Raw genomic sequence first — 14,874 nt, 5'->3', positions numbered from 1 at the left:
GACTGAATTCCTTAGTCGTTCTCGTCACCCAGAAATAGCCATTGGCTTTGCGGCTATCAAGGACCTGGAATGGTGTTGACGTTCGTAAGGAATGGCAAGACTATAAAAAATAAGGGTGAGGATGGAATCATTAACGATTCCTGCCCCACCTTTTTTAGTGCTTTTGAATAAAGTCGATCAGGTCAGCGGTGACCGCCTCCTCCTGATGACCATAGAAACCGTGGCCAGCCCCCTGGACCGTGATCAGCTGGGCATGGGGATACATAGCGGCCGCCTGCTGAGAATAGTGGATTGGCACATAAGGATCGCGGGTGCCATGGAAAATCAACACTGGGCCCTGATACTTGCTGACCGCTCCCATCAGGTCATAGTCCGGCAGATCCTTGACGTATTCCCGGCCAAGAGTCATCCCCATCAGGTTGAATGTTGTTGGAAAGTCATGGCGTGGGAATAGGTCATGCATCATGTCTGGGATTACAAATGCGGGGTAGAGGAGCATAAGCCCCTTGATGTCGTCACGCTGGGCAGCCACCATCGCCGAAACGACACCACCCTGGCTGGCCCCGAGAAGGTAAATATTCTGGTAACCCTGTTTCTTGAAATGATCGACAACTGTGTTGAGGTCATTGCGTTCGGTGAAGATCGACATCCTAGTCATATCATCACTGAAGTTACCGTGGTTAAAGTTAAAGGTGTAGGTCGAGTAGCCCTGCCTGGCAAAGGCACGAGCGTAATCAGTACCGCTGTAGCCCGAATCCCCCAGACCGTGGGCAAAGATAATAAGTGGGGCCGCTAAATCCTTGGTTTTCGTATAAAGGTGACCATTTAATACTCGATTTCGCTTAAAGATAGCGCATCTTCCTTTCTCGTTAATGTTCTTACTCTAATGGCTAAGATACACTATGGATTCGACTCCATATCAAGGAAATTTAAAAAAAGTCCTTGCCCTGGAGCTCACTCCATAGTTTAGAGTAAGGATCGTTGAAAGCAAGTAAAAGTAGAAAGAAGGAATTATTAATGGCTGAAAATAAAGTTGTTGTGATTACTGGTGCATCTAGCGGAATGGGTGAAGCGACTGCCAAGCTCCTGGCCAAGGATGGCGACAAGCTGGTACTGGGCGCGCGTCGTGAAGAACGACTGAAGGAAATTGCCAAGGACATTGAAGAACTTGGTGGTGAAGCAGCATACCTGGCGACCGATGTTACCAACGATGATGAGGTTGAAGCCTTAGCCAAGCTCGCCATTGATAAGTTCGGTCGGATTGATGTCTGGCTCAACTCTGCTGGGATCATGCCCCAATCATTCCTGGCCCAAAAGAAGATCAAGGATTGGGACAACATGATTGACATCAACATCAAAGGGACCCTTTACGGCATTGGTGCGGCCCTGCCATACATGATGAAGCAGAAGAGTGGCCAGATCATCAACATCGCCTCAATCGCCGCCCACGTCTCCGGACCGATGAGTGCCGTTTACTCCGGCACCAAGTTTGCGGTCCGGGCAATCAGTGAAGGCCTTCGCCAGGAAATGGCCCAGGCCAAGACCAACGTCCGGGTTACCTTGATCTCACCAGGGGCAGTTGACACTGGCTTGATTAACTCGATTACTGATGAAAAGGTTAAGGCTGGTACGGAAGAGTTCTACAAGAACTTCAGTATTCCGGTTGACCGGATTGCCACGACCATCAAGCAAGCCATTGACTTGCCCGCCGATGCAGCCTGGAACGAGGTTATCATTCGGCCAACTGCTCAGCAAATGTAGGAATCTGATTAGATGGCAAAAATTCTCTTTATCAACGCGAGTGAAAACCGTAACGGCAACACTGCGCGATTAGGTACCAAGCTGTTAGCAGGAGAGGACTTTGAGCAGGTCAACTTAGTGGACTATAAGGCCTATCAAATTGGTCAGAGTTTTAACGATGATCAGTTTGTGGAGATTTACCACAAGATGGCCACTGCTGAAACGATTATTTTAGGTACACCGGTCTACTGGCACGACATGAGTGCTTATTTGAAGACCCTGATTGAGCGAATCTCCCAACGCAGCGGGAGCAACGAACTCGCCGGGCGAAAGGTTGGCCTATTGATCCAAGGTGCCAACCTGATTGATGCGATCAAACCTGTTTCCAGCGTCATCAAACGTTTCTGTCAGGTTGCCGGAATGACATATATCGGCAATGCCAGTACAACGCTGGGCCTAGCAAAAATAAAGAAGCAATTAAACAATTAAGGAGGAGACAACGATGGCTAAAAAACAAACGGCTGGCCGCAAGTACCTGGGTGACTTTGCTCCCAAGTTTGCGGAATTAAACGATGATGTGTTGTTTGGTGAAGTCTGGTCCCGCGAAAAGGAACTCAGCCCACGGGATCGAAGCGTGGTGACCGTCTCGGCCCTGATTACCAAGGGCGCCTTTGCACAGTTGCCTAATCACATGAAACTGGCCAAGCAAAATGGGGTTACCAAGGATGAAATCGTTGAGGTAATCACCCAGTTGGCATTTTACGTTGGTTGGCCGAATGCTTGGTCTGCCTTTAACATCGCCAAGGATATCTGGACTGATTAGTGAGGAGTGAGTGCGATGAAGAACGTTCTGATATTAGCCGCTAATGGGCAAATTGCCCGGATTGTTGAGCAGCGCGTCCTCAAAGAACAACCCGACGTTCACCTAACGCTATTCCTACGCAACAAGGAACGGTTGAGCAGTCTTGCTGATAATGATTACGTTACCCTGGTCGAGGGTGACATGAACAACGCCGCCGATGTCAATCAGGCGATGAAGGGGCAAAACATGGCAATCATCGGGGTGGTTGACCACACTAATGATAGCCGGATGACTCACAACATTGTCGAAGCAGCCAAGGCCAATGGGGTTAATCGGATTATACAAACCAACATCGGTGGCATCTATGACGAGGTGAGTGGTGAATTTGCTGAATGGAACAAGCAGATGGTCGGTGACGGCATCCGGACCTCACGTTTGTCGGCGGACGTTTTGGAGAATTCTGGATTAGACTACACCATCTTGCGTTTGCCGTGGCTAAACAATCGCGATATCCATTACGTGATCACACATAAGGGCCAACCATTTGTTGGGACGTCCGGGTCGCGGGCCAGCGTAGCCGATGTGATTGTGAAGATTATCGCCGACCCAAGCTTCGCCAAGAACGACAGTATTGCAATTAGTGATCCCGATACCAAGGACGCCACTCGTCCGGTCTATTAAGCGAGGTGATTTGAATGGTGAGAAATGAAGAAGCGGTTAAGGGCAATCTATTTGGCTTTGGCAAAAAGAATATCGACTTTGCCCAGTACTTTACCGGGACTAGCTATCTCAAGGGACTAGTATCTCCGGATGATAACGTCGATGTGGCAGTCGGTAACGTTAACTTTGCGCCTGGCTGCCGGAATAATTGGCACATCCACCATCATGGCTACCAGATTCTCCTCTGCACGGCTGGTGAAGGCTGGTATCAGGAGGCGGGCAAGCCGGCCCGGTTGTTAAAGCCTGGTGACGTGGTTGTTATTCATGAAGGCGTTAAGCACTGGCACGGCGCCACCAAGGACTCCTGGTTCTCACACCTAGCAATCACCAAGGGAATCGCAGAATGGCTGGAACCCGTCAGCGATGCGGAGTATGAGCAACTCGGGGAGTAAGGCCCATGGATATTCGTCAAGCGGCGGCGGAGCTTGCGGTTTCACCAGATCGAATCAGGTCCTGGGAGCAGCACCATTTGATTCCGCCAATTAAACGCGACAAAGCAGGTTTCCGTCAGATAACAAAAAACGACTTAGATTGGATGCATCTGGTTAAGGCGATGGAACAGCCGGACTTGTCAATTGATTTCTTGAATGAATATAGTCAACTCTTTACCCTTGGCGTGGCGGCTCGGCCAGCGCGAAAGGATTTTGTGAACTGTAAGTGTCACGAATTGCAGAAGAAAAGTGCAGCCCTAATCAGGCTACTCAAACATATTGAATCTTTAGCAGAATGAAAATAACGCCTCAAAGTTTGGCTTTGGGGCGTTGTTATTTCTATAAAGTACGTAACGAAAAATGCTATCTAATAAGTTACTATACAGATATGGAATAGTAACATGTTTAATGAGTAATTTTCTTCAGCAAAATTGTTCCCTATACTAATCACCGTTGAAAAGATGAGATTAATAAGGAGGACAATAATAGTGGAAAGAAAACGTTTCGGAATTGTATTACCGCTGGTTTTAATCAGTTATTTTATGATCTTACTAGACAACTCAGTTGTTTTTACGAGCACTGTTAAAATTAGTCAGGACTTGCATATGTCAGCCCAAGCCCTATCCTGGGTTTCAAATGCCTATGTGTTAACATTTGGTGGTCTCCAGTTATTAGGTGGTCGGCTTGGTGACTTATTTGGACGGCGCCGGGTATTTCTGACCGGGCTAGCGATGTTTACCATTTTTTCCTTACTAGTGGGAATCTCGGTGAATGGCCAAATGATCATTATCATGCGGGCATTACAAGGAATTGGTTCAGCAATCCTGGCACCCACGACGCTTGCCCTTCTGATGGATAACTATGAAGGGGAGATGCTGCAACGCGGGATTGACTACTATGGAACAACGGCAGGCCTCGGTGCTAGTTTTGGGATGCTAATCGGTGGACTGATTGCCAGTTTTACTTCATGGCGGGTTGGCTTCCTGATGAATGTACCAATCGGCATTGTGATCTTTATTCTGACACTGCGTTACGTCAAGGAGCGGGGAAGTAAAGACAAGCAACCGTTGGATATTTTAGGTGGCCTTTTCTCAGTTTTAGGAATTGCCGGTATTATCTACAGTATCAATGGGTCGATTTATAAACTGCCATCCTTGATTCTGGGAATTATCTTCTTGATCCTGTTTGTTATTCAGGAAAAGCGGGCAGCCACCCCAATCATGCCATTGAAGCTATTCAAGAGCCTCATTCGTGATAGTGCATATATTGCCCGGTTCTTCATTATCGGCATGGCCTTTACCTTCCTGTATCTCGCACCACAATTAATGCAAAACCTCTACCACTTCACACCATTCTTAGCTTCAATCGCCTTTCTCTTAATGTCTGTACCACAATTTATCATGGCCAGTCGAGTTGGCCAGTTGGCTCAGCGAACATCAATTGCTAAGGTCGCTGTTTTATCATCGGCAATTTCAGTCGTTGCGATTCTGTGGATTGTTGTAATTGGTGTACAGCGTGGCTTCTGGCTTTCACTGGTGGTACCGTTAATTTTAATTGGGGTTGGTCAAGGCTTTGCAATGAGTCCATTAACATCATTGGGTGTTTCAAACACTACTCCTGATATTGCTGGTTCTACGTCAGGAGTGGTAAATACCTTCCACCAAACCGGTCAATCCATTGGTTTAGCAATTACTATTGCCCTTACTGGTAGCATCAATTCGTATGCTAAATCTTTTAACATGGCAATGGTTGTTCTACTTGTCTACACTGTTGTTGCCTTGTTAGCAACGACCAATATTGTCCGCTTACAGAAGAAATAAAAATAGAGCCGCTGACTTCGTCTTTTGACGTGAAGTCAGCGGTTCTATTTCATTTAGGCCATTCCTTAATAATCTGTTTAAGTAATGGCTGGATCTGATCACGATTGTTCTTGAGATAAGTGCCGTAGACTTCCATCCGGTTATGCGGATCATCAATTTTAACGGCTTTTCGATTATCGGCATCAAACCGCTTCATAGTATCCTCAGTTGCCTGGGTCAGGTTAGAGAAGAAAAAAGGAAAGCTGGAGTAACGACTAATTTGGCTCATTGCATTGAGGTCCTCTTGGTAAAGAAAATTAGCATCTGGAATATATTTTTCAATAACCTGTCGCCAGGGACCAATGTCTTGGACTACTAGAAAATTAAGGCCAGTTAAGTCAGCAAAGGAAAGCTGCTTTTTCTGGGCGAGGGGATGGAACTTATCGATCCCCACACTAAGATATTCCACTCCGAGATACAACGATTCCACATCATTATCTTCAAACTCATGGTTAGTAAAGACGAGCTTCTCCTTGCGGGTACGGAGCTCGTTCAAGACGTTATCTGGATTAACCAGTTCATGGGTAAAGTGCAACTGACCAGGTAATTGGTCAGTAAGTTCTTCTGTGAACAACAAGGGCCCAGGAAGAACTGAAGCAACATTGATTTCGTGCTTTAAGCGATCGTAATTGAGTACTGTTTCGGTAAAGTTATCGGCTGCTTGCAGTAGCTAGGCCGCTTCGTTGGCTGCTAAGGTCCCGGTGTCGTTTAGGGTGATGTGGTTGCTAACCTCCCGATTAAAGAGGGTTACTCCTAATTCCTGTTCAAGTTTCTTCATCTTTCTAGTTACCGTTGGCTGGGTAATCATGAGGTGCTCAGCTGCGGCGCTTAGGGTACCGTACTTTTGAAAAGCCACTAATTCTTCTAATAGCTCTAAATCAAGCATCTTACCACTTCCTTTTCTGCTATTCCATACCTGTATAGTAACATACTAAAGCGGTAATTTTCTTTTTCTTGCCCCCAACTTATACTAGGAACCGTTGAGAGATGAGATAAACAAATTCAAACACCGAGAGGAGAAATTTACTATGCAATACGTAACGTTAAACGATGGAAACAAGATGCCACAACTTGGGTTCGGGGTCTTTCAAGTTCCTGATCTGAAGGTCGCTGAACAAGCCGTAACTGATGCCCTTGACACTGGTTACCGCCTGATCGACACCGCCGCCGCTTATGGTAACGAAGAAGCGGTTGGCAACGCCATCAAGAAGAGTAGCGTTAACCGCGATGATATTTTTGTTACTTCAAAGCTCTGGGTTGACCACTTTACCTACGAAAAGGCTAAGCAGGGGATTGACGATTCCCTGACCAAGCTCGTCCTGGACTACATCGACCTCTACTTGTTGCACCAACCATACGGTGACGTTGCCGGTGCATGGCGAGCTTTGGAAGAAGCCCAACAAGAAGGCAAAATCAAGTCAATCGGGGTTTCTAACTTTGCTCCTGATCAATTGATGAACTTGGAATTGATGAGTAACGTTAAGCCAGCCTTGAACCAAATTGAAGTCTCACCATGGTTCCAGGAAGATGGCGCTGTTAAGTTTAATCAACAACAGAACATCCAAACTGAAGCCTGGGCACCATTTGCAGAAGGTAAGCACGACATCTTTACCAACGAAACAATTGCTAACATCGGTAAGAAGTATGGCAAGGCTAATGGGCAAGTTATTCTTCGTTGGCTGATCCAGCGGGGCATTGTGGTTATCCCAAAGTCCGTTCACAAGACCCGGATGGCCGAAAACTTCGACGTCTTTGACTTCGAGCTCAGTGCCGACGACATGAAGGCGATGAACAGTCTGGACAAGAACGAAAGCCAGTTCTTTGACCACCGTGATCCAGTGGCGATTGAAAGCATCTTTGGTCAAAGCTTGAAGGCTTTACGCAAATAGTTAATAAATTTAAGAAGGAGATTTTAATAATGGCAAAATACGTCGTTTTAGCAGCAACCGGTCAAATTGGCCAGTTAACCACCCAGTACTTATTAGATAACAGTGACGCGGACTTAGTTCTTTTTGGTCACAACGCCGAACAGCGGCTCAGCAAATTTGCGGGCCAACGGGTTAGTTTCGTTGATGGTGACCTGAAGGATACTGCCGCATTGAGCCGGGCCATTGACGGAGCCGATGCGGTTTTCCTGGCATACGTGGCCACGCCAGACATCATCAAGCCGTTGATCAAGGCCTTAGATGACAGTGGGGTCAAGCGCTTCATTGCCATGTCAGTTCCTGACGTTTACCAAGAAGTTGCCGGCCCATTCCAGGCTTGGTACCGTGAACATACCGGCCTAGTTTGGCAGACAAATTACGTTGATACCGTCGATGCTATCGAAGGTTCTGACTTGGACTACGTTATTTTACGGACAACCTGGCTCTACAACGATCCTTCCAAGACTGACGTTGACGTCACGAAGAAGGGTGAACCATTCAAGGACGCCCAGATTACCCGGGAGGCTGTGGCTAAGTTTGCTGCTGACCTGTTGACTGGTAAGCAGGACTACCACCGTGAAAGTCTCGGAATCGGTGAACCGAACACTGAATGGACGAAGCCAAGTTTCTACTAATGCAATATTTAAATACAAAGAGGGCGAGAAAAATGGTCGTTTTTTCTCGCCCTCTTCTTCTAACTTAGTCGTCCATTTTCTCAATTCGTCCGTCTTGGTAGACCATGTACTGGTCACAATCGCTGTTTTCAACGGTGTTATACGGAACATAGCTCCCGTCAGTTGGTGCACTATGCGCCCACCGTAAGTGCCACCTTGAACGGTCCAGCCCTGGTCGCCCATCTTTGACTTGATATAGTCAACCGAGCTCTGCCCACCGGTTAGGTGAACCTTCCCAGCCTTTGCCTGTTCGCTAGCAGCACCGGCTGATTAATTACTGCCGGCTTTAAATGAGCTAGAACCACCCGCGGCAATCTTGGCAAAGTTGCCAGAGACATCGGTATTCTTAGTCGGTGTCCAATCGGGCGTCCCATTTGTGCTCTGATCGACCAGGGCAACCGGGTCGCCATCATGGAATGCGAAGGCATAGGTGATGTGCGTTGCCGCGTTACCCGGCCGGTCGTAATTGTAAATAGCGACGACGTTATATGCGTACGGGCCCTTCCCTGACGGTGCCCAGCCGATCGAATCGTGCGTGCCATTAACGGTCGTCTGGTCGAATTCACTTGGGTATTCCATCCCTGACTTTGTCCTAATGTTTCCGTGCCCGCTGTATTTCTTATACTGCTGGTTCATGGTTGGTGCCCAGTCATCCATAAACTGGGCCAGCTTCTGGTCCTTATTGCTATTCCACGGCGTTGACGACTGCTTGTTGTTGACCGTGGCGGATGAACTAGTGCTAGAACTATTGGCTTCGTCGTGCTTAGCCGGTGAACTATTTGTGCAACCGGATAAGATTAGCCCCGTCACCAGGACCGCTGCTAAGGTATGTGTTAGACGATGCTTCTTCATTTTTCTCCCCCAAAACAAAAGTAACTTTTCCCTCTTTAATTAAATTATAAATACCGTTATTTTGCAAACCTAGCCCAGGGTGGCCAATACCTCCGCGGCACTTGGCTGCCAGCCTTCATAGAGGTTAAACAGCACGCTATCTCTGGCAATGCGGTATGCGAGCTGGTCCTTAAACTGACGCCGGCAGATGGTGTGCTTTTGATCATCGAATGGTGGCTCAGCACTTGGCTGCGTGATTGGCTGGTCGATAGGAACCATTTGAACTTGCTCCGCCATTTTTTCATAGTTAGCAGCGTTCATTGCCACAATGAGTTGCTTTTGGTGGCGGGGGAAGTACAGGTACTGGTGGTGATGTCTAGCCAATAGCTGCAAGAAAGTCTTGGTGGCCCGGCCATTTCCTTCACGGAAGGGGTGGAGGGTGTTGATATTGTCGAGCAATGCCACGTAGCTTTCAATGGCTGGCTGGTCCTTTTTAATCACTGGCTGAAGGAGGTCGTGTTCGATGTATTGCCAGGCCAGGGGGATGGTTGACGCCGGCTGGGCATAGAAGTCCATGCCGTCAGTCCGTTTATGGAGGTCATAGTCTGTCCGGACCTGCCCAGCCCAGGAATAAATATCTCCTAAAAGTCTTTTGTGGACCGTACACAAGTCATCAAGCGTGGTGATTCGTGGGGCCTGCGTCAGGATCAGTTGAATTTGCTGACAAACCGTTTGAAACTCCTTAGTGGCCAACTGGCAAGCGTCATGAATTCCCAGCTTATTTTTTAGGCAGCCGTTAGGGTAACAAAAGCGGCGAAAGAATGGGTCGTTATTCACAGGAATGCACCTTCCTTATTTTAACGGAGAAATCGAACGTCACATTCGCGTAAGGGTGCGAAGATCATGATAAAGCCATCTTTCAATGTTATGAATGCCTATATACTAGGCTAACTGGCGTGAAATGACAAGCTGAAAAAATATTATTGCACCGCAAAAATGGGAGGGCTATAATTGCCCTGTACACGCGACCAACCGGGCCGTGATAAGAAAGGATTGGATAAGTGTGACTGAAATTACAATTGATATTGTCCGCCATGGTGAGACTTATTTAAACCAGCTTGGCCGGGCACAGGGTTGGATTGATATGGAGCTGAATAAGCAGGGGTTAGAGCAGGCTTCCCAAACCGGAAAGGCCTTGGCTGACGTCTATTACAACGTCATCATTTCCTCTGACTTGAAGCGGGCCGTCCAAACGCGGGACAGGATCATTAAGCACCTCAAACACGTTCCGGACGTGGCTTACACGGATAAGACCTTCCGTGAAGTCTTCTTTGGTTACTTTGAAGGGCTCGACTCCGAGGCTAACTGGCGGACCATCGCTGTGCAACACGGTTACCAGGATCACGACGACATTATTCGTCACGAAAGTTTGGAATCCGGGCGGAACATGATGCATGAAATGGACCCGACCGGCCAGGCTGAAAGCTACGAAGAAGTTGTTGCCCGCTGGAAGCGCGGGATTAAGCACCTCCTGAAAAAGGCCAATGATGGTGACCGGGTCCTCCTCGTTACTCACGGAACATTTATCCGGACGATCGCCGACGCCCTGGGGGTTGACACCGTTGGTAACTTCCCAACGAACGCTGGGGTAACAACGATTAAGGTCTCCGACAAGGGGGCCAAGATGGTTGAATACAACCGCAAGTTTTCTGTAAAAGACTAAAAACATTGCAATAATGAATCAGGACTCCCTTAGTAAAAAAGGGGGTCTTTTTTTGTGCTCGCTCAAAAAAATTTAAATTCGTGAAACGCTTACAGGGATAAGGGGTATGTCAATCGTTTGACATGTCAAACGATTGACATACAAAAATAACGGCTGTATATTATTGCCATAGCTTAGATGAAAGCGCTAACGAAAGGAACGACGAATGATGACAGAAGATTTTGACCCAAGCAAGATAAGTAAGGTTACCAACGAGCGTTTCCGCCAGTGGTACCATATCCAAACCCCGGGCGGCTGGCTCAATGATCCCAACGGCCTCTGCTTCTTTAAAGGCTACTACCACGTTTTTTACCAGTTTCACCCGTATTCTGCTGAATGGGGCCCGATGCATTGGGGACACATCCGCAGTAAGGACCTCGTTCACTGGGAACAATTACCAATTGCCCTGACCCCCGGTGCTCCTGAGGACAGCGGCGGTTGTTTCTCCGGCTCCGCAGTCGTCAAAGATGGCCGCCTCTACCTCTTTTACACCGGTCACAACTACTACGGTGATGGCGACCTCGACCACTTCTGGGAAAACCAGAACATGGCCTATTCGGACGACGGCCTGACCTTTCACAAGTACGCGGGTAACCCGCTGATCAAGACGCCGGCAGACAACACCAGCACTTCCGTGACCCGAAGGTATGGAAGCACGGTGACCGTTACTACATGGTCGTTGGTAGCCAGGATAAGCCGCACCAGCTGGGCCGGATCCTCATGTACGAGTCGACCGACCTCAAACAGTGGCAACCATGCGGCCCAATCGTCAGCTCGCACAGCCGTGAAAAGGAAGGCTGGATGTGGGAGTGCCCCGACCTGTTCACCCTCGATGGCCAAGAGGTATTGCTTTGTTCGCCGATGGGGATGAAGGCGCAGGCAGAGAAGTTTATGAACCTTTCGCAGGTCTGCTACGCGGTTGGCCACCTCGACTACCAGCAGCACCAGTTTACCGGCAGTGAGTTCCGTGAATTAGACCACGGTCACAACTTCTACGCCACCCAGACGATGCAAACGCCTGACAAGCGCCGGATTTTCTTCGGCTGGCTCAGCCCGTTCAACGAAAAGATGCTGGAACAGGCTGATGGCTGGGCCGGAACGCTGACCCTGCCACGTGAGCTGGCCTTAGAAGGTGGCCAGGTTAAGAACCGGCCGGTAGAAGAACTTACCCAGTTACGGCAAGTCGGCGGGGTGGATAATCATCTGACCCTTGATGGTAAAAAACAGGTAGCCGTGAGCGATGCCCAACATGCCGAATACCTTTTCCGGGCAAGCAGTGAAGGCCTCAACGACTTCCAGTGGGTACTTAACGACAGCCAGGGTACCCTGATTAAGGTCAGCGTCCACGGCACCAAGGTGACCCTTTACCGTCGTGGTGCCCAGGACCAGTACCGGTACGCAACGCTGGCGGCGCCAATCAAGGATGTCCACATCTTCGTTGATACCAGTTCTGTTGAGTGCTTTATCAACGACGGGGCGGCAAGCTTCACAGAACGTTATTACGCAGCTGGGAAGGTAAGTGCCACCGTCAGCGGTAAGCAGGTGGCATTAGATGAACAAGTTTATGTATTAGGAAGGGAAGCAGATTAAAATGGGAAAAAGTAGTCAGTGGCGGAACCCCTTTTACGCCAGTTACTCATTAAACTTATTGCTATTCTTTGCGGGCTGGGGGATCTGGTGGTCCTTCTTCCAAATCTGGTTGACAACTAAGGAAGGCTTTTCCGGTGCCCAGGTGGGAGCCATCTATTCGTTTAACTCAGCAATTTCACTGGTAATGAACCTGGTTTACAGTAACTTCCAGGACCGTCTGGGGACCCGGCGGAACCTCCTGATTTTCTGTGCCATCCTTGAAATGCTGCTTGGCCCATTCTTTACCTGGCTTTACATTCCAATCCTTAAAGCCCACTTCATGCTTGGGGCCTTGCTTGGGTCAATTTATTTGACCTTTGCCTACCTGTCCGCTTCCCCGATGTTTGAAGCGCTGGCTGAACGGATTAGCCGGCGGTTCGGTTACCAGTACGGGCAGGCGCGGGCCTGGGGATCCTTCGGTTACGCTGCTGCGGCCCTTGCCGCTGGTTTCCTGTTCACCATTAGCCCATACCTGGTTTTCTGGTCCGGTTCCGCAATTGCCTTAATCCTGCTGATCGTCCTCGTATTTTGGAACCCAATCCGGAATCCTAAGAACCTGGAAAAGTTTGAGGATAAGAAGGAAAACGAACGTGAATCACAACCACTGTCAACCAAGGACTTCCTGAAAATCTTCAAGATCAAGAGTCTGTGGGAAATTGCCATCTTCCTGGTCTTCAGTGGAACCTTCTACATCATCTTTGACCAGCAGATGTTCCCCCAATTCTTCACGAAGTTCTTTGCCACCCAGGCTGCCGGGGATCACATGTATGGGATTCTTAACTCTGTTGAAGTCTTTCTTGAATCAATCTTCATGGGCCTGGTCCCAATCCTGATGCGCAAGGTCGGGATCAAGAAGACCATCCTGATTGGGACGACCTTCATGTTCATCCGGATTGCCGGTTGTGGCCTGATCACCAACCCACTGGGTGTTTCTTGCATTAAGTTGCTCCACGCCCCGGAAACGGCCATCTTCGTTGTGGTAATGTTCCGTTACTACACCCTTCACTATGACCCACGGCTGTCGGCAACGATTAACATCGTGACCGGGATTGCCGGGTCTATCGGCCAGGTTATCCTATCAACCCCACTGGGGATCTTGCGGGACAAGATTGGCTACCAGCCAACCTTCCTGGTCATTGCGGCCATCGTCCTCTGCGCCGGAATTTACGGTTGCTTCGTAATCCTGAAAGATAACCAGGATGTTAACGGACAACCCCTTAAGAAACGTGAATAAATGAATAGAAGGATTGAAGCTGGGAAAAAAGCTTCAGAGTGCTCCGTATGGCTAGTATAGGACGATTGTTAGCACGGTACGGGCCAATGATTGTCCGTAACTAGACACTAGGAACACGCTTTTTTTCCGCGATTACTGTGTAATATTCGGAAAACTAAAAGAGGCTGGTAAGAAAACAAAGTTTTCTCCCAGCCTCAATCCCTCTTTTTTGCGCTCGTCGGTTGGTGTATATTGAAAATAGTGAAAATAAATGAAAAGAAGGTTGATTATGAGCCAGCCGACACTGAATGATGTTGCTAAGGTCGCCAAGGTTTCCGCCACCACCGTCTCGCGGGTGATTAACCGCCGGGGCTACCTAAGTAAGGAAACAATTGCCAAGGTTGAAGCAGCAATGAAGAAACTAAACTACCGGCCTAATATAATTGCCAAGCAGCTCCAGGCCCAGCGGACAATGGCTATTGGTATCCTGGTCCCGACAATTGCCAACCCATTTTTCGGTCAACTAACCTATGAATTGGAGCGGCGGTTTTTCAAGAGTGGTTTCCGGGTCATGATTGGGAACGCAGAAAACGATATTGATAAGGAAAGAAAGTACCTCCAGCAATTACTGGCCCGCCAAGTAGATGGCCTCGTAATTGCCACCCACAACCACCAACAGCAAATCCCTGAGTACCAACATACCAACATGCCAATCGTTTCAATTGACCGTTACCTCCGTTCCACAATTCCTAACATTAGTTCCGACAACTACCAGGGGGGACGGCAAGCGACCCAGGCGCTTTTGGACCGGGGGGCCCGCCATATCCTCCATACCGACAGTGAGCAGCTCTTTGACCGCCACGACTACCTGTGTCAGCAAGCCTACGAAGACGTGATGAAAGAGCATGGCTTAACACCGCATACCTACAGTGTTGACTTCGGGAGCACCCGGGAGGATAAGCTGGTGCTGTTTAACAAGTTATTCACTGACTATCCGGCCGTGGATGGTATTTTTGCCAGCAACGACATGGACGCGATCCTCCTCCTTCAGGTTGCCCAGCAGCGGGGGATTAAGGTGCCCGATGACCTGCAGATAATCGGCTACGATGGCGTTCCAACAACGCGGATGATGGTCCCTGAACTGGCGACGATGGAGCAGCCGATTGGTGAGATTGCCCAACAAGCAGTTAAGATCCTGCAAAGGGAAATCAATCATCAGCCGGTCAAGGACAGCTACAAACTACCAGTCAAGTTCTTGCCAGCAGCCTCGGTAAAGCGTATCAAGTAG

General features: G+C 48.7%; 18 protein-coding genes and 1 pseudogene. 14 read left to right on the top strand and 5 right to left on the bottom strand.

Features of this window, described 5'->3' with window-relative positions; translation table 11 throughout:
- Positions 1 to 154: 154 nt before the first annotated feature.
- Entirely contained in the window at positions 155 to 778 is a 624-nt protein-coding gene (locus QOS01_RS07055) for an alpha/beta hydrolase (RefSeq protein WP_283621713.1), read from the bottom strand.
- Between the two features lie 239 nt (positions 779 to 1,017).
- Here QOS01_RS07055 and QOS01_RS07050 point away from each other — a divergent pair, with 239 nt between their 5' ends.
- The 7 genes from QOS01_RS07050 (at position 1,018) to QOS01_RS07020 (ending at position 5,513) form a co-directional block, all read left to right on the top strand.
- Positions 1,018 to 1,761, top strand: coding sequence for an SDR family oxidoreductase (locus tag QOS01_RS07050; RefSeq protein ID WP_283621712.1), 744 nt, complete (start codon positions 1,018 to 1,020; stop codon positions 1,759 to 1,761).
- A 12-nt stretch (positions 1,762 to 1,773) separates the two neighbouring features.
- On the top strand, positions 1,774 to 2,229 hold the full coding sequence (locus QOS01_RS07045) for a flavodoxin family protein (RefSeq protein WP_283621711.1): 456 nt from the start codon (positions 1,774 to 1,776) through the stop codon (positions 2,227 to 2,229).
- A gap of 13 nt (positions 2,230 to 2,242) precedes the next feature.
- On the top strand, positions 2,243 to 2,563 hold the full coding sequence (locus tag QOS01_RS07040; RefSeq protein WP_283621710.1) for a carboxymuconolactone decarboxylase family protein: 321 nt from the start codon (positions 2,243 to 2,245) through the stop codon (positions 2,561 to 2,563).
- A 15-nt stretch (positions 2,564 to 2,578) separates the two neighbouring features.
- A complete protein-coding gene (locus tag QOS01_RS07035; protein ID WP_283621709.1) occupies positions 2,579 to 3,223 on the top strand; it encodes an NAD(P)H-binding protein in 645 nt (214 codons plus the stop codon).
- 14 nt (positions 3,224 to 3,237) lie between these two features.
- On the top strand, positions 3,238 to 3,654 hold the full coding sequence (locus QOS01_RS07030) for a cupin domain-containing protein (RefSeq protein ID WP_283621708.1): 417 nt from the start codon (positions 3,238 to 3,240) through the stop codon (positions 3,652 to 3,654).
- A 5-nt stretch (positions 3,655 to 3,659) separates the two neighbouring features.
- Complete coding sequence (locus QOS01_RS07025; protein ID WP_283621707.1) at positions 3,660 to 3,992, top strand: MerR family transcriptional regulator; 333 nt, start codon at positions 3,660 to 3,662, stop codon at positions 3,990 to 3,992.
- A gap of 189 nt (positions 3,993 to 4,181) precedes the next feature.
- Positions 4,182 to 5,513, top strand: coding sequence for an MFS transporter (locus tag QOS01_RS07020; RefSeq protein WP_283621706.1), 1,332 nt, complete (start codon positions 4,182 to 4,184; stop codon positions 5,511 to 5,513).
- Between the two features lie 49 nt (positions 5,514 to 5,562).
- On the opposite strand, the gene QOS01_RS07015 is transcribed toward QOS01_RS07020, so the two are convergent.
- Positions 5,563 to 6,126 (bottom strand): LysR substrate-binding domain-containing protein, encoded by a 564-nt coding sequence (locus QOS01_RS07015; RefSeq protein WP_283621705.1) that lies wholly within the window; start codon positions 6,124 to 6,126, stop codon positions 5,563 to 5,565.
- A gap of 96 nt (positions 6,127 to 6,222) precedes the next feature.
- Complete coding sequence (locus QOS01_RS07010; RefSeq protein WP_283621704.1) at positions 6,223 to 6,438, bottom strand: helix-turn-helix domain-containing protein; 216 nt, start codon at positions 6,436 to 6,438, stop codon at positions 6,223 to 6,225.
- A 142-nt stretch (positions 6,439 to 6,580) separates the two neighbouring features.
- Here QOS01_RS07010 and QOS01_RS07005 point away from each other — a divergent pair, with 142 nt between their 5' ends.
- Positions 6,581 to 7,441 (top strand): aldo/keto reductase, encoded by an 861-nt coding sequence (locus QOS01_RS07005; protein WP_283621703.1) that lies wholly within the window; start codon positions 6,581 to 6,583, stop codon positions 7,439 to 7,441.
- 29 nt (positions 7,442 to 7,470) lie between these two features.
- Complete coding sequence (locus QOS01_RS07000) at positions 7,471 to 8,112, top strand: NAD(P)H-binding protein (protein WP_283621702.1); 642 nt, start codon at positions 7,471 to 7,473, stop codon at positions 8,110 to 8,112.
- A 309-nt stretch (positions 8,113 to 8,421) separates the two neighbouring features.
- Here the strand turns inward: QOS01_RS07000 and QOS01_RS06995 are convergent, their stop codons facing one another.
- Complete coding sequence (locus tag QOS01_RS06995; protein WP_283621701.1) at positions 8,422 to 9,003, bottom strand: DUF4767 domain-containing protein; 582 nt, start codon at positions 9,001 to 9,003, stop codon at positions 8,422 to 8,424.
- A gap of 69 nt (positions 9,004 to 9,072) precedes the next feature.
- Positions 9,073 to 9,819, bottom strand: coding sequence for a Fic/DOC family protein (locus tag QOS01_RS06990; protein WP_283621700.1), 747 nt, complete (start codon positions 9,817 to 9,819; stop codon positions 9,073 to 9,075).
- 226 nt (positions 9,820 to 10,045) lie between these two features.
- Here QOS01_RS06990 and QOS01_RS06985 point away from each other — a divergent pair, with 226 nt between their 5' ends.
- From QOS01_RS06985 to QOS01_RS06965, 5 genes and pseudogenes are all read left to right on the top strand, one after another.
- Positions 10,046 to 10,705, top strand: a complete 660-nt coding sequence (locus QOS01_RS06985) for a histidine phosphatase family protein (RefSeq protein ID WP_283621699.1) — start codon at positions 10,046 to 10,048, stop codon at positions 10,703 to 10,705.
- A gap of 205 nt (positions 10,706 to 10,910) precedes the next feature.
- A pseudogene (locus QOS01_RS10815) lies at positions 10,911 to 11,833 on the top strand (glycoside hydrolase family 32 protein); the annotation flags it as partial.
- Positions 11,813 to 12,334 carry a GH32 C-terminal domain-containing protein gene (locus tag QOS01_RS10810; protein WP_408612478.1) on the top strand — a complete coding sequence of 174 codons (522 nt, stop codon included), beginning with the start codon at positions 11,813 to 11,815 and terminating at the stop codon, positions 12,332 to 12,334. The pseudogene QOS01_RS10815 and the gene QOS01_RS10810, both read left to right, overlap by 21 nt.
- 1 nt (position 12,335) lies before the next feature.
- The gene (locus QOS01_RS06970; protein WP_283621697.1) at positions 12,336 to 13,607 is read left to right on the top strand and encodes an oligosaccharide MFS transporter; all 1,272 of its coding nucleotides are present in this window, start codon (positions 12,336 to 12,338) and stop codon (positions 13,605 to 13,607) included.
- A 268-nt stretch (positions 13,608 to 13,875) separates the two neighbouring features.
- Complete coding sequence (locus tag QOS01_RS06965) at positions 13,876 to 14,874, top strand: LacI family DNA-binding transcriptional regulator (protein ID WP_283621696.1); 999 nt, start codon at positions 13,876 to 13,878, stop codon at positions 14,872 to 14,874.

The sequence above is a fragment of the Limosilactobacillus avium genome (assembly GCF_947381485.1).
Lineage (GTDB): Bacteria > Bacillota > Bacilli > Lactobacillales > Lactobacillaceae > Limosilactobacillus > Limosilactobacillus avium.
Note: the sequence above shows the minus strand (reverse complement) of the source record. Positions and strands in the feature narration are given on the sequence as shown.